Source organism: Bacillus sp. CBEL-1, from assembly GCF_004348885.1.
In the GTDB taxonomy this organism is placed as follows: Bacteria; Bacillota; Bacilli; order Bacillales; family Bacillaceae_H; genus Priestia; species Priestia aryabhattai_A.
In genome coordinates, this window is sequence record NZ_SBIM01000013.1 from 1,291,923 (window position 1) to 1,308,534 (window position 16,612).

Here is a 16,612-nt window from a genome sequence, read left to right on the forward strand (position 1 = left end):
CCTACCCCTTGTCTTTATCCATTTGATCATGCAACGGCATAACCTTGGTCTGTTGAATTGCTTGATTTAGCTCTTTTTTTAAACCGTACCAGTTTTTATTTGTATGAGCAGCTAACCAGAGCTCATTGTCCACTCTTTGAATCCATAGTCGACGATGATTCCAATACATTCCTTGAATGACACCAATCATAAAGATGGCACCTCCAAGGCCTAAAACCCAAAGTGTATAATCCTTCCTCACTGTTAAACCTGTTACATTTTTTGTATCCACACCTGCAAAGGACATTTTATAGTCATTTTCACCAAGTGGCTCTAGGTTTTGTTGAATAGCGACAAGTGCTACCTCACCTTTGGGATGCTCAGGTGAAAACATTTTAAACACAAAGGCTGGATTATTCGGTACGCGCGTTTTGGTATCAGGATTTCCGTCATCATTTAAGTAAAAGTCTGGGAAATAACTAATTAAATCTACTTTATAACCATCCTTAAGCTTATATGTTTCCTGCGGATTATATAAATCAACTGTTAATTGGCCAATATTTTCTTCCGTTTCTTTATTTGTTAAATGAAATGACATGGCGTTAAACTCATTAAGCTTATAATCCACCTGGTAAATGGCATAACCCTCGTGCTTTAAAGGTTCATTTACACGAATGCTTTTATCCTTTAATTCTTTTAATTCTGGCGTTTGTCCAGGAATACTGTCCCCTTCACGCTCGTATAGTGTCACATCAGCTTGATAATTCTTTACAATCGTTTGATTACCGACTCGGTCAATCGCTTGTTGAAAAACTTCTTTTTCCGTGTCTTTATCGTACATTTCAACTTTAAACGCATTGTTTTTTAAATAGTATTCCCCATCAGTACCGGGCACTACCTTTGTTTCACCTTCTCGTACCCACAGCACTTCATCAACGTACATGCCAGGTACAAACCGAAGCATGGCGCCGATTAAGAAAATAATAAGCCCAACATGATTGACATAAGGTCCCCATCTTGAAAACCTTCCTTTTTCAGCCAATATGTTTCCGCTTTCTTCTCGAACCGTATATCGACGCTTTTTCAGCTGTTCTTTCAAAGTTTCATAGTCTTCATCTGTCCATGACTTCGTGACGCTAAATAAACGCTGCTTTTTCAAGAAATTTGCGTGTTTTTTTACCCTTTGATATTTTAGTGATTTATAAAGTGGAACAACTCGATCTAAGCTGGCAATGACTAATGATATACCAAGTGATGCGATTAAAAGCATGTACCACCATGAACCGTATAAATTGTGAAATCCTAGTTCATAGTAGAGTTTTCCCGTCCATCCGTACTCTTGTTCATAATATTGAACTGCTGTTGTTCCTGGTGGTATGTACATTTCTTGTGGATAAATCGTTCCTAGAGCTGATGCTGTAAGTGTAAGGATAATAATCCAAACACCTACCTTTACTGAGGAGAAAAAGTTCCATATCTTATCAATGATTGTTTTATTATATGTTTGTGACCGCCTTGCACTTCCTTCGTATCGCATATCAACCAGTTGCTTTGAGGCCTCTTCATTTAATGGCTTCCCACACGCTTCACATAACACGGTTCCTTCTTTATTTTGATGACCGCATTCACATCGTATTTGTTTCATAGCAAAAACTCCCTACGGCTTAATTAATTCCATGTACTCTTGAATTCGTTTTTCATCTAACCCTCCAATAAACACATCGACAATCTTTCCATCTTTATCAATTAAAAACGTAGTTGGTAACGGGTCTACACCGTATGCATGGAGAACCTGTGAATCCTTGTCCATTAGGATCGGAAAGGATAATCCATAGCGGTTTGCAAACTGCTTAACAGCAACATCTGTTTCACCAACATTTGCAGCTAAAATTTCAACACCCTGACCTTTATACTTGGCGTATTGCGCTTCCATTACAGGCATTTCCTTTTCGCAAGGTTTACACCACGTGCCCCAAAAATTTAAAAAGACGCCTTTACCTTTGTAATCAGAAAGCTTATGCTCATTGCCTTCTAAATCTTGGAGCGCAAAGTTAGGAGCCTGATCACCTACTGAAAAGGCTTGCTTGTCAGCTATAAATTGCGTATATAGAGTGTAGCCGACGGCAACTAATAAAATAGTTAGAATCGTAGTACGAATAAATAAGCGACGTTTTTTCATCCCAATCGAACTCCTCTAAATCGTTTTCATTATGCGTTTTCTTACAATTATAGCATTTTTTCGCATTCGTAAAGGGAAAAATATTATGAAGGTTATGTGACACACTTATTTGTTTAATCAGCCATCGACAGAAAGCTCACTTGCCATCTCTAGGTATACGTCTTCATAAAAAAAGACACGTTTAGCTGACGGATTATACCATTAGCTAAACGTGCCTCTTTATACTTATTTACCTGTTTGTGCTTTCGTATACAGTTGCTTTACCTCATGAGCCGTTAATTCTCTTGCTTCTCCTGCATTTAAACCTCTTAAATCTAAATTCGCATAGCGCTCACGCTTTAGCTTTAAAACAGGGTGACCAATCGCTTCAAACATGCGACGAACTTGGCGGTTTTTACCTTCATGAATCGATAGCTCTACGATAGCTGTTTGTTTTCCTTTATCAATCGACAGAACTTTTGCACGCGCAGGCGATGTTTTTCCATCTTCAAGCATAATACCTCTTTGTAGCTGTCTAATTTTTTCACGTGGTGGAATACCTTTAACTTTTGCTACGTACACCTTATCAATTTCGTACTTTGGATGCGTTAGCAGGTTGGCGAATTCACCATCGTTTGTTAAAAGAATTAGACCTGACGTATCATAATCTAAGCGCCCAATTGGATAAATACGTTCTTCAACGTGGGGGAAAAAGTCTACAACTGTTTTTCGATCTTTGTCGTCCTTCGCTGCTGAAATAACGCCTCTTGGCTTATATAACATAAAATAGACCGGTTCCTCACGCTCTAATGGTACACCGTCCACTTCAATTTTATCGTTAGGTCCTACCTTTGTTCCTAGCTCTTTTACTGCTTTTCCGTTCACCGTTACTCGTCCTTGCGTAATAAGCTCTTCAGCTTTACGCCTTGAAGCAACACCCGCATGAGCAATTACTTTTTGTAATCGTTCCATTTATATCTCACCTCTTGTAACATCTTACTTGTTTACTCTCTAATATACAAGCCTGTACAACAAATACCTATTAATTTTCTCATACAAAAAAAGAAAGCATGCCAAGCTTGCTTTCTTTTACCTTTATTATGACCCAAAAACAAGAATAACAATTACAACTGATGCGATAATACCTACTAAATCCGCTAACAAACCAACCTTTAGAGCATCGCCCATTTTCTTTATCCCTACGGCTCCAAAATAAACGGTTAAAATATAAAAAGTGGTATCAGTACTTCCTTGCATAGTAGAAGCTAATCTCCCAATAAAAGAATCCGGTCCATACGTTGAAATTAAATCGGTGGTAATACCCAAAGCAGCAGTTCCTGAAATTGGTTTGATTAAAGCAAGTGGGACTATATCAGCAGGCACGCCAACCGCATTCAAAAATGGCTTCATAAAGTTTAAAAAGAAATCTAATGCTCCAGACGCTCGAAAGATTGAAATACTGACGAGCATCCCGACAAGATAAGGAATAATAGAAAACGCAATTTGTAAACCATCCTTCCCGCCTTCTACAAACCGTTCATAAGTTGGAATTTTTTTATATGTTCCATATAAAAGGATACACCCTACAATAAGAGGGATAAACATAATGGAAATCTGATTTAATAAGGTCATCTACGTCCGCCTCCTTTTTTCATGCGGCGATGGTAGAAATAACGATCAATGACAATGGCTCCCATTGTAGCGACAACCGTTGCAAGAAGTGTCGTTCCTACAATTTCTGTTGGATTGGCGGAATTATACGTAATTCGAATAGCAATAACAGTTGTTGGAATTAGTGTTAGACTGGTTGTGTTGAGCGCTAGTAACGTAATCATTGACCTGCTCGCTTCATCCTTATTACCATTTAGCTGTTTTAACTGCTCCATTGCTTTAATCCCAAGCGGGGTAGCGGCATTACCCAGACCAAACATATTAGCCATCATATTAGACAGTATATACCCTAAAGCAGGATGGTCTTTTGGAATATCAGGAAACAGCCTTCCAATAATGGGGCGAAACAACTTTGCTAATTTTTCTAATAATCCAGCGTGCTGTGCAATGTTCATAATACCTAGCCAAAACACTAATACGCTTATTAAACCAATACTGATGGTAACGGCTTCTCCTGCCCCTTGAAAAATTGCTTTGTTAACTGCCTCCATCTTTCCATTAATGATTGCAAATACAATTCCAATAATCGTCAGCAACATCCAAATGATATTGACCATCTTATCGTGCTCCTGGATAAACTAAAAATAAATTCTTTACCTTATTGAAGAACCCCTCTTCTTTCTTTGGCTCACTGTGAAAATAAATTGGGATATTGCCTATCGAATCACCATCTCGCGTCACCTGTAATTCTCCTACAACGCTTGGAACAGGCTTTCCTTCTTTCCATTCTTTTTGAGGTTTAATTAGAATTGTTTTCAACTTAACGGTTTCTTGCTCATCTTTTGTTAGTGGATATACAACATCTCTTTTTATTTCAAGCTTCTTTTTGTAAAATGAATCTTCAATACCTTTTAATTCTCCTTTTGGAGCTAAGCTTGTCATTTTATAAGTGTCAAAAGCCCCTTCGTACATCGAGATATGGTCATTCCAATCGCTAGGTGCATTAATCGTAACAGCTATTAAATCCATTCCATTTTTTGTGGCCGTTGTTACCAGCGTTCGCTTTGCTAGCTTGGTATATCCAGTTTTACCACCTGTGCAGTATGCATATAAGCTCGTCAATAATTTATTTTTATTTTTCCACACTCGATCCCATTTTTCTTCGGGATGAGGTGTTCTGTAAACTTTCGTTCCTGAAATTTCTCTAAACGTCTTATTATTCATCGCGTAGCGCATTAAGATTGCCATGTCGTAAGCCGTTGAACGATGATTTTCATGATCATCTAAGCCATGAGGATTTTGAAATGTTGTATTAGTCATTCCAATTTCTTTTGCTTTTTGATTCATTAAATACACAAATCCCTCTTCGCTTCCACCCACTGTTTCAGCAATCGCTACAGCCGCATCGTTGCCGGACCTCATCATGAGCCCGTATACCAAGTCTTTGAGCTTAATTTTTTCACCCTCAACTAAATAAATGGATGACCCTTCTACTCCTACTGCTCGAGGGCTAACGGTTGTTGTTTGATCAATTTTGCCAGATTCGATTGCTAATATAGCCGTCATAATTTTCGTAATACTTGCTATACGACTAATGGCATCAGCATTTTTCTCGTATAAAACTCTTCCAGACTTTTGCTCAATTAAAACTGCACTATGGGCGCTTACACCTGCTGCATATGTAGTAGGAGGCAAACTGCTTAGACCTAAAAATAAAATCATGAAACAAATAATGCTTTGCTTTATTTTTCGCATGTCATCCCCGTCCCTTTATCTGTTTGTACAAGTTTATGCATTTGTTTTCATGTTATGATTTATTTACGCGAAGGTATTTTTCAAGTTTTATCTTATTTGTAATATTCTTCTTATTTATTCATAAAAAGAACACGATGTTTGCTCATCGTGTTCTTCATCAAGTAAGTTATTCAGCTTCTTGAAACGTTCTAAAAAACAAGTCTGCTTCCTGTTCAGCACCTGATTCTTCTTCTGGAAGCGGTGGCAATTCACTCAAATCTTTTAAGCCGAAATAAGCTAAAAATTCTTTTGTTGTTCCATATAAAATCGCTCGGCCTGCTCCTTCTGCGCGTCCCGTTTCCTTTAAAAGTGCTTTTCCTATTAGCGTTTGAAGCGGCCTTTCAGTTTTCACACCTCGAATTTCTTCAATTTCAGCTCGCGTAATGGGTTGGCGATATGCCACAATTGCAAGCGTTTCGAGTGCAGCTTGAGATAGGGATTGAGCAGGTGGCGTTTCAATTAATTTCTCCACATAAGAAGCATATTCCTGCTTCGTTGCAAATTGAAATTGTCCAGCAATCTCTACTAGTTGAAGACCTCGCTTATCATTCTCGTACTCTTTCATTAATTTATCTAGTTCTATACTCACTTCGTCTTTCGACACATCAAGAAGTTCTTGCAGTTGCTTAATAGATAGCCCTTCATCTCCTACAACGAATAGTAAACTTTCGATAGCTGCAGAGATATGCTGTTTACTCATCTTTCATCATTCCTTTCTTGATATGCAACGTATAGTTCATCTAAGTTATTTGACTGTTCTACGATGACTTCATTCTTTTTCATTAGTTCTAAGATGGCTAAGAACGTTACCACAATATGATTGCGTTCAGGATAAGGAAACAGCGTATAAAAACTTTGTTTTCCTTTTGTTTTCCGAAGTACGGATACAATTTCCGTCATTCTTTTTTCAATTGGGACGTCTTGTCGAGCTACCCTTGCTTGAACTGGCTTTTGTAGCTGCTTTCGCTTCATCAGTTTCTGCAAAGCACTGAGCATATCATAAAGCGACACATCTAAATCTCCACTACCTTGCTGCGCCGGTTTTTCATCACTTATCTGCTGTAAGTTACTAGGTGCCTTCGCGTAAATATGCGTTTGTGTCTCTTCAAGCTTTTGAAGTTCAACAGCAGCTTCTTTAAATTTTCGATATTCGATTAATTGTTGCATTAACTGCTCGCGAGGATCTTCTTCTACATCATCCATACTATCATCTATGTCGTCTTCGTCGTATGTTGGCAATAACATTTTGCTTTTAATTTGAATAAGCGTCGCAGCCATTACTAAATATTCGCTTGCCACGTCTAGCTGAAGCTCGTTCATCGTATGTATATACATCATGTATTGTTCGGTAATCGTTGCTACTGGTATATCATAAATATCAATTTCAAATCGGTTAATAAGATGCAATAAGAGATCTAGCGGTCCTTCAAAAGCATCTACCTTCACACTATATTCCAATTCTATCCCACCAAAATTATCATTTAGTCATAAGTTGCACTATCATTAGTATAGAGGATTCTAGACACATGTCCAATATAATTTCTAGGAAAGATAGGTCATTCGCCCATACCAAACGTAAAAATGAACATATGATGTCAGGGTAATAGCATTTTGATAACTCGAAGGAGGAATTCTCATGACTCACAAGCATGATTATAACGGAGGATTTTCTTTAATTATTGTATTGTTTATTTTATTAGTGATCATCGGATGCGCTTGCTTACACTTTTAATAAAATGACCCAAATGTGTTCAGTTTAGCTGGACACTTTTTTTGTGTTACACTGGCATTAGGAGGTTATCAGCTATGTATCCAAAACCATATATAGATTATCTTGTTTATTTTCATACAAACAGAGATTATTTCGAATGCCATGAAGTACTAGAAGAACATTGGAAAGCTGCTGATTCTGGACATCGCAATATTTTATGGGTTGGGCTCATTCAAGTTGCTGTTTCGTTGTATCATCATCGAAGAAGTAACTACGCAGGTGCTGAACGTACGATAAAAAAAGCAATCTCAATTCTTGATGCGCACCATGAAGAACTACTTCAGATTGGTCTACAACCAATCGATTTAATTAGCATGCTCACTAAACATTTGCGTTTGATACAGGCTTCAAAGCCTTACCAAAGTTTAAATATGCCAATTATCGATGAGCATCTTGTTCAGCAATGCAAAGCACACCCTTTAGCTCAAACATTCGGATGGCTTACACCATCTAATTTGCAGGATGAACACCTTATTCACCGTCATAAGCTGCGTGATCGAACAGCTATTATCGCAGAGCGCGCAAAGAAATTACGAAAAAGCAGAGCTTCTCGTAGTTAAAACTACTACAGCTCTGCTTTTTATTGTTCACTTTGACATTTTTCATAAAACGGTGCAATTAACTCACTAGGCTTAATTTGAGCATTAGAATACATCTGCTGAAGTGCTTTAATCATTTCTTTTCCAATCCCCTGCTGGCGATGAGATGGATTGACACTCACATGTTGAACCTCAACTAGATCTTGATCAATAATTGAGACTCCAACAATACCGATAAAGTCTTCTCCCTGTTTCCATAAATATAGCTGGCGATTTTCGTTTTGCTCATAATCTTTCATCGTTTGCTGAAGTTTTTTTAAATCCTTTTCAGTTGGCACAAACGACAGAAGACCCATAGCAATTTTTTCATGACTTCTTTTATAGCGAATAAGCATAAAATTCTCCCTCGTTCTCAAACTTTCCTACGATGTGTTCGTTAATTCTAATGCTTTTATCATACAAAATTTATGAAATAATAGCAACATCACCGTAAATTCACATAAAAAGAGCGACATGTAAAGTCGATTTCACAACTTACAAGGCGCTCTATTATCGCTCTTTTCAAGCTAATCTTGAGTTACTACAGAATCAGAATATTACTCTTCCCACACCTTAACTTCTTTCATTACATCACCGTTACGCATCTTCAATACTGTGTCTAAACCTTCTGTTACTTTACCAAATACAGTATGCACGCCATTTAAGTGTGGTTGTGGCTCATGTACGATAAAGAATTGGCTTCCTCCTGTATCTTTTCCTGCATGAGCCATTGATAATGAACCCGCTTCATGCTTGTGAGGATTTCCTTCTGTTTCACACTTAATTGTATAACCAGGGCCACCAGCACCTGTTCCTGTTGGATCTCCACCTTGTGATACAAATCCAGGAATTACACGGTGAAACGTTACGCCATCGTAAAAACCTTCAGCTGCTAATTTTTCAAAGTTTGCAACTGTTCCAGGCGCTTCGTTTTCAAATAAATCGATTAGGATTTTTTCTCCATTTTCCATTAAAATACTTGCTTTTTTCATGTGTAAAACCTCCAAATTATGTATTTCAACACTTATGGTTGTACATAAGTAACTATGCACGCTCTTACAATGTTTCATCTTATTGTACTATAAGTGAATATCTAAATTCAACGAATCACTTTTCTTCAACCCATCAGCGAATTTTTCTTTTTTTGAAACTTTCTTGTTTTCTCTTCGTTTAATAAATAGCGTGGGATGAAACTATCGCATTATCTAAAATCGTATTATAATAGGATATGGTTAAAGGAGGAAAAAATTATGAAGCCTTATATAAAAGTAATTTTGCTTACTATGAGCTTGGTTTTATTTTTAACTGCACCAATAAAAAGCTTGGCAGACGCAGCCGTAGGTGACGTTATTGTTACGTTAGGAGAAGACTTAACAATTGCGCAAAAAGAAAAAGTATTAAAAGATCTTGAAGCGCCTGAAAATGCGCAAACCATTACTGTATCAAATGCCGAAGAGCATGAGTACTTAGGTGACTTTATTCCAAAAGCAACCATTGGCTCTAGAGCGATTTCATCTTCAAGCATTACGCTTACTGCAAAAGATTCAGGCTTAAGTGTAGCAACTCAAAACATTACATCCATTACCGATGATATGTATCTAAATGCTTTAATGACTGCAGGTGTAAAAGATGCTGACATTAAAATCACGGCACCTTTTGAAGTGTCAGGTACTGCTGCATTAACAGGCATTATGAAAGCCTATGAAGTACAAACAAATAAAAAAATACCTGAAGAGGTTAAAAAAGCTGCTAACGAAGAGATGGTCCAAACAGCTGAACTTGGTGAAAAAGTAGGAAAAGAAAAAGCAGCTGAATTTATGGCCACAATAAAAGAAGAAATTGCCAAGGAAAACCCACAAACAAAAGATGATTTGCGTGCTTTAATCGAGCGTGTAGCCAATGATTTAGGCATTAGCTTAACAGACTCTGAGCTCAACGCACTCGTTGATTTTTTCAATCGTTTAAAAGACTTAGATATTGATTGGAATCAAGTTAAAGATCAATTGTCAGCTACTAAAGAGAAAGTAACAACATTTTTACAGTCTGAAGAAGGACAATCGTTTCTTGATAAACTAAAGAACTTCTTTGTTAGTATCATTGATGCTATTAAAGCCTTATTCTCATAAAAAAACGGCTGCCTCTACGGCAACCGTTTTTTTATTTTTTTAACGCAACGTTATATTTTAGATCATTTTTAATAATATCTTCATACGTTTCACGCTGCACAACTAACTGAGCATCTCCATCTTCAACAAATACAACTGCTGGTTTAGGTAAACGATTATACTGACTCGCCATTGAATAACCATATGCACCGGTACAGAACATGGCTAAAACATCACCTGGACGCGCTGTTGGCAACGACAAGTCCCACATTAACATGTCTCCAGATTCACAGCATTTCCCAGCGATTGATACAAGTTCATCTTTCACATCATTCATTCGATTCGCAAGAGCAGCTTCGTACTTTGCTTGATACAATGCTGGTCGAATATTATCGTTCATCCCTCCATCAATCGCTACATATTCACGAATATTTGGGACATGTTTGCGTGAACCAACAGAATAAAGTGTTGTCCCTGCATCTCCTACGAGTGAACGTCCAGGTTCAATCCAAATTTCTGGAATTGGAACATCTAGCTGTGCTGATTGCTTTTTAACTTCTTCGATAATCACTTCTACATACTCGGAAACAGGAATTGGCTGATCTTCCTCTGTATAACGAATGCCGAACCCTCCGCCAAGATTAAGTACCTCCGGCACATAGCCAATTGTTTCTTTCCACTCTTTCATTTTTGAAAAGAGTTTCTGAGTCGCCATAACAAATCCTGTTGTTTCAAAGATTTGTGAACCAATATGGCAGTGAATTCCTAAAAGATTAAGTCCACTGCTTTCCATCACGGCTTTAATTGCCTCATCAGCCTGACCATTTTGAAGATCAAAACCAAATTTAGAGTCTTCTTGCCCAGTTAAGATATAATCATGCGTATGAGCTTCGATACCAGGTGTTAAGCGCAATAGTACGGGCATTTTTTTATCATGCTGCTCTGTAAGCTCTTGTAAAAGAGCAATTTCATAGAAATTATCTACAACAATACACCCAATATCTTCTTTAATAGCCATTTCTAACTCAGCTCTGCTTTTATTGTTGCCATGAAAGTGAATGCGTTCTTTAGGAAAATTAGCTGCCAGCGCCGTATATAGCTCTCCTCCAGATACAACATCTAAGGACAGGCCTTCTTGGTCTACTACTTGTACCATTGCAACGGTTGAGAAGGCTTTACTTGCATATGCTACCTGCGCTTTGATATTGTGTTTTTCAAAAGTTTCTTTAAACCCTCTAGCGCGTTGACGAATTAAAGCGACATCATATACGTAAAGAGGCGTTCCAAACTCTTTTCCTAGCTTAATCGCGTCTACACCACCGATTTCTAGATGACCTTGTTCATTAATGCGACTTGTACCATGTAAAAACATCCTTCTACCCCGTTCCTTTATATATTGTAAAAAAGACAGCTGACAGCATAAAGAGCTGCTAACTGTCTAAAGATTTATTATTTTACATAATTAAAACAAACTTATCACATTTTTTTACAGGTTTCAACTACATATTGCTAAATAAACAAGAGACAGATACTAGATTTACGACTCTGCTGGCTGACGATCTTTATCTTGTGGATGCACAATACTCGGTCTTGATTTAGCAGATGGTACTGATGGTCGAATAATAACCTGAAGCAATGCTTTAGGGTTAAACGGCATAAATGGCCATAGATAAGGTGTATTAAGCGACTTTAAGCTCACAAGGTGAATTAAATACAGCGTGGATACAATGACAAATCCAGGCGTGTGAAAAGCTGCTACACCTATCAAGAGCATTAAACGAATCATTTTATTTGCAATGGCCAATTCATAACTTGGAGTAGCAAATGTACCGATTGCTGCTACGGCTACATATAAGATTACCTCAGGTACAAAAAGCCCTACATCGATGGCAATCTGTCCAATGAGAGCAGCTGCAATCAAGCCCATGGCGGTGGCTAGAGCAGTTGGTGTATGAATGGCGGCCATCCTTAAGAATTCGACCCCTAAGTCAGCTAAGAAAATCTGAACAACAGTTGGAATATTTGTTTCCTCATTTGGCCCTATAAACTGAAGGTCCGGTGGTAAAAGCTGTGGTTCTAAAACAAACAATAACCATAATGGTAATAAAAATAAAGATGCTAAAATCCCCAACAACCTTACCCATCTAATAAATGTGCCAACGGCAGGAGCTTGTCTATATTCTTCTGCATGTTGTATATGATGAAAAAACGTCGTTGGCGTAATAATGACACTCGGCGATGTATCTGTAATTAAGATAACATGTCCTTCTAATAAATGCGTAGCAGCCGTGTCTGGCCTTTCCGTGTAACGTACCATAGGAAATGGATTAAAACCTTGTTTGACCAAATACTCTTCTAGCGATTTATCTGCCATAGGTAGACCATCTACTTTAATAGAAGTAAGCTCTTTTTTTATAGTTTCCACAAGTCCAGGATCTGCAATTTCATCTATGTAACCAATTGCTACGTCCAGTTTGGAACGTTCACCTACTTTAAAGATTTCAAAGCGTAGTCTTCCATCTCGGATTCGACGGCGAGTTAATGCTGTATTGACGATAATATTCTCTGTATATCCATCGCGTGCACCGCGAATAACCTTTTCCGTATCTGGTTCTTCTGGCGAACGCCCTGGATACATCCTTACATCAACTTCAAAACCTACTTCTTCTCCATCAATAAGAACAAAGATGAGGCCTGATAAAATTGTATCCATTCCTTCGTCTAGTGTTCTTAAAGGCTTAACCTGTTGATGAATTAAACGATTTTCAATAATATCTTTTAACTTTGCCTGCTCAACTTCATTATCATTAATTTGAACAAGCACTTTGGTAATCTCAATAATAAATGCACTATCACAAAGGCCTGTTACGTAGTATACATGCACTTCTCGACCTAGTATAAGCAGTTTACGAACACCTACGTCGAAGCTTGTAATCATACTAGCGTTCTTTTTATACCATTCATCGTTTTGTTGAATCTTTGGAAAAATTTTTGTTTTATTTTCCACTTTTTCGCTCACTGAACCCACTCCTTTCTAAAATCAGCTGTACAGCTTGTTCTGTAATTGGGCACCCGGCTTTTACATCATCCATACGTGCCATTTTGCCAATGTCTCCGATTCCGACAATAAGCGGAACATCAAGCTCATCTAAACAGTAAACCGTGTCACCATTTATTCGCCCAACTTCCAACTCTTGAATACCACTTTTATCTACACCATAATGCGTTAGTTCACCAAAACGGTCGATGGTAACATCTACTTTGGACCATTCACTTTGATGGGTTCTAGAAGCTACCGCAATAACCCCTAATACATCAATTTGCTTATTCGTCGCTACATACCTGAGCGCTTGTTCTCCAGCACCTTCACCAACAAAGCCACTGTCATCGAACATTACAAATACAGGATCATACGGTGCTTCTAAAATCATGCCAACAATTTCTTTACCGGTTAGAGTGGTTGGATTCCCATAGGACTTTGAGATACATCTCCCGCCCACCTTTTTCGCAATGTACTCAATATTTTTCCGTGCGTATTCATCTCCATCGGTAACTAAAATAACTTGCCTTTTTTTCATGTCACACCTCTTATCCTTTTGGTTTAAAGATTAGCGCGATGATAAAAGCAAATAAAATAGCTGCTGAAATACCTGCGGATGTTAGCTCAAACATACCAATTCCAATTCCAATAAAGCCGTGTTCATCTGCTTGGTGCATAGCTCCGTGTAATAGCGAGTGACCAAAGCTTGTAATTGGAACCGTGGCGCCTGCTCCAGCAAATTCAATAAATTTATCATAAATCCCAAATCCATCTAAAATAGCCCCAATTACTACAAAGGAACTCATAACGTGAGCAGGGGTAAGCTTGGCAAAATCCAGCAACAGCTGACCGATTACACAGATTGCTCCTCCTACCACAAAAGCAATAACATAATCCACAATTATCCCTCCTCAACATGTTCCATTACGACACCGTGTGCAATGGTTGGTATTGATTCTTTTTGCTGCGTCATCGTTGGGCTAAGTAATGCTCCCGTTGCAACAACAAAGATTCGTTTTAAGTTTCCGGACTTTAATTCATTAAGCAGATGTCCATATGTGACAACAGCCGAACAACCACATCCACTTCCTCCAGCAAACACGTTTTGATTTGGACGATAAACCATTAACCCACAATCATTATGGTTCTCTGAAACATCATATCCTTCATCTTTTAATAACTGTTTTAAAATTGGACTACCAACGCCTGATAAATCTCCCGTAACGATTAAATCGTAGTGATCGGGAGACACCTGTAAATCTTCAAAATGTTTTTGAATCGTATCTGCAGCTGCTGGAGCCATAGCTGAACCCATATCAAAAGGATTTTTAATTCCATAATCCATTACTCGCCCTATAGTAGCGGATGTTAAGCGAACAGAACTCTTTTGTTTAGAAACGAGCGCGCTTCCTGCTCCTGTAATCGTTGCGGTCGCAGTATCAGGCTTTTGTCCTCCATATTCAGTCGGATATCGAAACTGTCTTTCTGCCGTGGCGTTATGACTACTAGCAGAGGCTATAATACGGTTAGCGAACCCTGCATCAACAAGTGCTGCTCCGGTTGCTAACGTTTCCATCGAAGTAGAACAGGCTCCGAACATACAAAGAAATGGAATTTGATGATCTCTTGCTACAAAATTAGCCGTTACGTTCTGATTTAAAAGATCCCCAGCTAAAAACAAATCTACGTCCTCATACGATAAATTCACCTTTCCCAAACATGAGTCAATGGATTCACGCATAAGCTTACGCTCAGCTAACTCCCAATTCGATTCTTCACAATGTAAATCTTTATGCGTAATATCAAAGGTACTCCCTAATGGACCATCCGCTTCTTTAGGCCCAACAGCTGTACCAGCTGCATTAATATAAACAGGATTTTCATATACCCATGTTTGTTTTCCAGCCTTTCTCATGTGCTTTCCCCTCTCCTTTTATAGAAATGTTTTAAACGCATATCGAATCATTCCGACGATATAAGCACCTACAACTCCAAAAACGATAACGTTCCCAGCTAACTTAAACATATTGGTGGCAACTCCCAAAACAATTCCTTCACTTCTATGTTCTAAGGCTGCACTCGTCATTGAATTTGCAAACCCAGTAATTGGTACAGCAGATCCAGCACCCGCAAACTGACCAATTCGATCGTAAACACCAATACCTGTTAAGATGGCTGAAATTAACACGAGCGTTGCTGCTGTTGGATTCCCTGCTGTTTTTGTCGTAAAATCAAAAAACGTGATATAAAAGTTTTGGACAGCTTGCCCAAACCCACATATCAACCCTCCAACGATAAAAGCTTTTAGACAATTCAACGCATAAGGAGGCTTTGGTTGAAACGATTTTATATTCTCTTGATAGTTATCTTTTAGCTTTTGATTATCTGCCACTTAGTATCCACTCCTTTTTATTGATTAACAAAATAAACCCAGTGAAAAAGCGATCCAAAAACTTTCCCCATTACAATGGCCATTAATAATAGAATAAGCTTTCCATCCATTCCTATTCTCTTTGTTAAGATGGGTAATACATTTAGCATTTCCGTTAGGGCAGCTGCGAGCATGCCAAAGAAAATACCACTCGCTAACCCAATAACGCCAATAAATAGTGAAGGAATGCTCCATGTATATTGATGTAAACTACACCAACCCCCAGCTACTGCTCCTCCAACAACAGCCCACTCATAAAACTGAATATATTTCATTGTTTTTGTAAGCTGCATCAACCTTGGAATGATACCTAGTACTGTTAAAAAAGCAACGAATCCTCCACCTACAGCTAGCCCACTAGCAAATCCTACAATTATGGTAAATACAATGTTAGCGATCATCTAAATTCTTCATACTTTCTTTATTCTCATGCATAATGACATACTGATCTAAATCCTGCTGATAATTGAACATTTCAACTTCTAGAGGACTAGGCTCTTCATTAATTCGCTTACGAAACACATGGTTAAAAAAGAGAATCATGCCTAAACCAAGGCCAAATGAATAGGGGATCTGAATGACTAAAGGCTGCTTATCCTTTATTCCAGTCAGCATATAAAACAATTTTTGATGCACTTGCTGCATGCTAACATCTTCATGAAAGTTCATGACGGCCATGGCCGCACCGATAAACAATAGAAACCAAACAGCTATAAACGCGATAAAAGACGATTGCTTTTTTTTATAAACTACTTCAACAATCGTTTGAGCAGGACCAATTGTCTGAACATCAAGGTGAGGATAAGTCTTCTTCAATAATGCAATTACTTTCATTAAATCAATGATGATAATGTTACGATCACTCTTTTTCACCTTATACACGCTGAGCTGAGCAAATTCTTTCTCGATTGATTCTTCACCTATCAAGAGAGCTAGCTGTCCAAGTTTAACCATTGCATTTGGTTCGACCTGCACGCGATGCCTCATTTTGATATATAAAGTATTATCCATTTACATCACACCTACAATTCGTTATCCTCCTTGTACGTGTAGTATGTATTTACTTAAATTTTCTAATTCAGAGTTTCACAACAGACCATTAATTACCAAAAAAAGAGCGGCAGGTTATAGATAACCTACCACTC

21 protein-coding genes are annotated in these 16,612 nt (G+C 38.1%); 3 read left to right on the plus strand and 18 right to left on the minus strand.

The annotated features are described in order from the left end of the window. Window position 1: 1 nt before the first annotated feature. The 8 genes from resB to EPL02_RS16540 all read right to left on the minus strand — a co-directional run bounded on the left by resB (window position 2) and on the right by EPL02_RS16540 (window position 7,000). On the minus strand, window positions 2-1,624 hold the full coding sequence (resB, locus tag EPL02_RS16505) for a cytochrome c biogenesis protein ResB (RefSeq protein ID WP_131888250.1): 1,623 nt from the start codon (window positions 1,622-1,624) through the stop codon (window positions 2-4). Window positions 1,625-1,636: 12 nt separating this feature from the next. Further along, window positions 1,637-2,158, minus strand: coding sequence for a thiol-disulfide oxidoreductase ResA (resA, locus tag EPL02_RS16510; RefSeq protein ID WP_131888251.1), 522 nt, complete (start codon window positions 2,156-2,158; stop codon window positions 1,637-1,639). A 225-nt stretch (window positions 2,159-2,383) separates the two neighbouring features. Further along, the gene (locus tag EPL02_RS16515; RefSeq protein ID WP_094910685.1) at window positions 2,384-3,109 is read right to left on the minus strand and encodes a pseudouridine synthase; all 726 of its coding nucleotides are present in this window, start codon (window positions 3,107-3,109) and stop codon (window positions 2,384-2,386) included. Between the two features lie 126 nt (window positions 3,110-3,235). Next, on the minus strand, window positions 3,236-3,769 hold the full coding sequence (locus EPL02_RS16520; RefSeq protein ID WP_094910686.1) for a spore maturation protein: 534 nt from the start codon (window positions 3,767-3,769) through the stop codon (window positions 3,236-3,238). After that, window positions 3,766-4,365 carry a nucleoside recognition domain-containing protein gene (locus EPL02_RS16525; RefSeq protein ID WP_094910687.1) on the minus strand — a complete coding sequence of 200 codons (600 nt, stop codon included), beginning with the start codon at window positions 4,363-4,365 and terminating at the stop codon, window positions 3,766-3,768. Before EPL02_RS16525 ends, EPL02_RS16520 begins: the two co-directional genes overlap by 4 nt. A 1-nt stretch (window position 4,366) precedes the next feature. Further along, on the minus strand, window positions 4,367-5,503 hold the full coding sequence (locus tag EPL02_RS16530) for a D-alanyl-D-alanine carboxypeptidase family protein (RefSeq protein WP_094910688.1): 1,137 nt from the start codon (window positions 5,501-5,503) through the stop codon (window positions 4,367-4,369). A gap of 166 nt (window positions 5,504-5,669) precedes the next feature. Further along, window positions 5,670-6,242, minus strand: coding sequence for an SMC-Scp complex subunit ScpB (scpB, locus tag EPL02_RS16535; protein ID WP_131888252.1), 573 nt, complete (start codon window positions 6,240-6,242; stop codon window positions 5,670-5,672). Continuing rightward, complete coding sequence (locus EPL02_RS16540; RefSeq protein ID WP_131888253.1) at window positions 6,239-7,000, minus strand: segregation/condensation protein A; 762 nt, start codon at window positions 6,998-7,000, stop codon at window positions 6,239-6,241. The genes scpB and EPL02_RS16540 overlap by 4 nt, the downstream gene beginning before the upstream one ends. Window positions 7,001-7,178: 178 nt before the next feature. On the opposite strand from EPL02_RS16540, the gene EPL02_RS16545 reads away from it, so the two are divergent. Both EPL02_RS16545 and EPL02_RS16550 read left to right on the plus strand, forming a co-directional pair. Further along, a complete protein-coding gene (locus tag EPL02_RS16545) occupies window positions 7,179-7,274 on the plus strand; it encodes a YjcZ family sporulation protein (protein WP_076512182.1) in 96 nt (31 codons plus the stop codon). Window positions 7,275-7,348: 74 nt separating this feature from the next. Then, a complete protein-coding gene (locus tag EPL02_RS16550; protein ID WP_131888254.1) occupies window positions 7,349-7,873 on the plus strand; it encodes a DUF309 domain-containing protein in 525 nt (174 codons plus the stop codon). 20 nt (window positions 7,874-7,893) lie between these two features. Here EPL02_RS16550 and EPL02_RS16555 read toward each other — a convergent pair whose 3' ends face one another. Next, window positions 7,894-8,247 carry a GNAT family N-acetyltransferase gene (locus EPL02_RS16555; RefSeq protein WP_025908338.1) on the minus strand — a complete coding sequence of 118 codons (354 nt, stop codon included), beginning with the start codon at window positions 8,245-8,247 and terminating at the stop codon, window positions 7,894-7,896. Window positions 8,248-8,448: 201 nt separating this feature from the next. Then, complete coding sequence (locus tag EPL02_RS16560) at window positions 8,449-8,883, minus strand: peptidylprolyl isomerase (RefSeq protein WP_131888255.1); 435 nt, start codon at window positions 8,881-8,883, stop codon at window positions 8,449-8,451. Between the two features lie 258 nt (window positions 8,884-9,141). On the opposite strand from EPL02_RS16560, the gene EPL02_RS16565 reads away from it, so the two are divergent. Further along, window positions 9,142-10,017, plus strand: coding sequence for a DUF1002 domain-containing protein (locus EPL02_RS16565; RefSeq protein WP_094910693.1), 876 nt, complete (start codon window positions 9,142-9,144; stop codon window positions 10,015-10,017). Between the two features lie 31 nt (window positions 10,018-10,048). Here EPL02_RS16565 and lysA read toward each other — a convergent pair whose 3' ends face one another. From lysA to EPL02_RS16605, 8 genes are all read right to left on the minus strand, one after another. Further along, window positions 10,049-11,368 (minus strand): diaminopimelate decarboxylase, encoded by a 1,320-nt coding sequence (gene lysA, locus EPL02_RS16570; protein WP_131888256.1) that lies wholly within the window; start codon window positions 11,366-11,368, stop codon window positions 10,049-10,051. Between the two features lie 165 nt (window positions 11,369-11,533). Next, entirely contained in the window at window positions 11,534-13,015 is a 1,482-nt protein-coding gene (locus EPL02_RS16575; RefSeq protein WP_286175477.1) for a spore germination protein, read from the minus strand. Further along, window positions 12,993-13,574: a stage V sporulation protein SpoVABEA gene (gene spoVAEA / locus EPL02_RS16580; RefSeq protein ID WP_094910695.1), complete on the minus strand. Its 582-nt coding sequence runs from the start codon at window positions 13,572-13,574 to the stop codon at window positions 12,993-12,995. The genes EPL02_RS16575 and spoVAEA overlap by 23 nt, the downstream gene beginning before the upstream one ends. 10 nt (window positions 13,575-13,584) lie before the next feature. Beyond that, window positions 13,585-13,935 carry a stage V sporulation protein AE gene (spoVAE, locus tag EPL02_RS16585; protein ID WP_025909085.1) on the minus strand — a complete coding sequence of 117 codons (351 nt, stop codon included), beginning with the start codon at window positions 13,933-13,935 and terminating at the stop codon, window positions 13,585-13,587. A gap of 2 nt (window positions 13,936-13,937) precedes the next feature. Further along, window positions 13,938-14,951 carry a stage V sporulation protein AD gene (gene spoVAD / locus EPL02_RS16590; RefSeq protein WP_131888257.1) on the minus strand — a complete coding sequence of 338 codons (1,014 nt, stop codon included), beginning with the start codon at window positions 14,949-14,951 and terminating at the stop codon, window positions 13,938-13,940. An 18-nt stretch (window positions 14,952-14,969) separates the two neighbouring features. Continuing rightward, entirely contained in the window at window positions 14,970-15,428 is a 459-nt protein-coding gene (gene spoVAC / locus EPL02_RS16595) for a stage V sporulation protein AC (protein ID WP_094910697.1), read from the minus strand. Between the two features lie 17 nt (window positions 15,429-15,445). Then, window positions 15,446-15,868 carry a stage V sporulation protein AB gene (locus EPL02_RS16600; RefSeq protein ID WP_094910698.1) on the minus strand — a complete coding sequence of 141 codons (423 nt, stop codon included), beginning with the start codon at window positions 15,866-15,868 and terminating at the stop codon, window positions 15,446-15,448. After that, window positions 15,858-16,478 carry a stage V sporulation protein AA gene (locus EPL02_RS16605; protein ID WP_131888258.1) on the minus strand — a complete coding sequence of 207 codons (621 nt, stop codon included), beginning with the start codon at window positions 16,476-16,478 and terminating at the stop codon, window positions 15,858-15,860. The genes EPL02_RS16600 and EPL02_RS16605 overlap by 11 nt, the downstream gene beginning before the upstream one ends. Between the last annotated feature and the right edge of the window lie 134 nt (window positions 16,479-16,612).

Excerpts from the sequence above, each read along its gene's own strand:
- resB (WP_131888250.1), bottom strand. The coding sequence starts at position 1,624 with ATGAAACAAATACGATGTGAATGCGGTCATCAAAATAAAGAAGGAACC.
- resA (WP_131888251.1), bottom strand. The coding sequence starts at position 2,158 with ATGAAAAAACGTCGCTTATTTATTCGTACTACGATTCTAACTATTTTA.
- EPL02_RS16515 (WP_094910685.1), bottom strand. The coding sequence starts at position 3,109 with ATGGAACGATTACAAAAAGTAATTGCTCATGCGGGTGTTGCTTCAAGG.
- EPL02_RS16520 (WP_094910686.1), bottom strand. The coding sequence starts at position 3,769 with ATGACCTTATTAAATCAGATTTCCATTATGTTTATCCCTCTTATTGTA.
- EPL02_RS16525 (WP_094910687.1), bottom strand. The coding sequence starts at position 4,365 with ATGGTCAATATCATTTGGATGTTGCTGACGATTATTGGAATTGTATTT.
- EPL02_RS16530 (WP_094910688.1), bottom strand. The coding sequence starts at position 5,503 with ATGCGAAAAATAAAGCAAAGCATTATTTGTTTCATGATTTTATTTTTA.
- scpB (WP_131888252.1), bottom strand. The coding sequence starts at position 6,242 with ATGAGTAAACAGCATATCTCTGCAGCTATCGAAAGTTTACTATTCGTT.
- EPL02_RS16545 (WP_076512182.1), top strand. The coding sequence starts at position 7,179 with ATGACTCACAAGCATGATTATAACGGAGGATTTTCTTTAATTATTGTA.
- EPL02_RS16550 (WP_131888254.1), top strand. The coding sequence starts at position 7,349 with ATGTATCCAAAACCATATATAGATTATCTTGTTTATTTTCATACAAAC.
- EPL02_RS16555 (WP_025908338.1), bottom strand. The coding sequence starts at position 8,247 with ATGCTTATTCGCTATAAAAGAAGTCATGAAAAAATTGCTATGGGTCTT.
- EPL02_RS16560 (WP_131888255.1), bottom strand. The coding sequence starts at position 8,883 with ATGAAAAAAGCAAGTATTTTAATGGAAAATGGAGAAAAAATCCTAATC.
- EPL02_RS16565 (WP_094910693.1), top strand. The coding sequence starts at position 9,142 with ATGAAGCCTTATATAAAAGTAATTTTGCTTACTATGAGCTTGGTTTTA.
- lysA (WP_131888256.1), bottom strand. The coding sequence starts at position 11,368 with ATGTTTTTACATGGTACAAGTCGCATTAATGAACAAGGTCATCTAGAA.
- spoVAEA (WP_094910695.1), bottom strand. The coding sequence starts at position 13,574 with ATGAAAAAAAGGCAAGTTATTTTAGTTACCGATGGAGATGAATACGCA.
- spoVAD (WP_131888257.1), bottom strand. The coding sequence starts at position 14,951 with ATGAGAAAGGCTGGAAAACAAACATGGGTATATGAAAATCCTGTTTAT.
- EPL02_RS16600 (WP_094910698.1), bottom strand. The coding sequence starts at position 15,868 with ATGATCGCTAACATTGTATTTACCATAATTGTAGGATTTGCTAGTGGG.
- EPL02_RS16605 (WP_131888258.1), bottom strand. The coding sequence starts at position 16,478 with ATGGATAATACTTTATATATCAAAATGAGGCATCGCGTGCAGGTCGAA.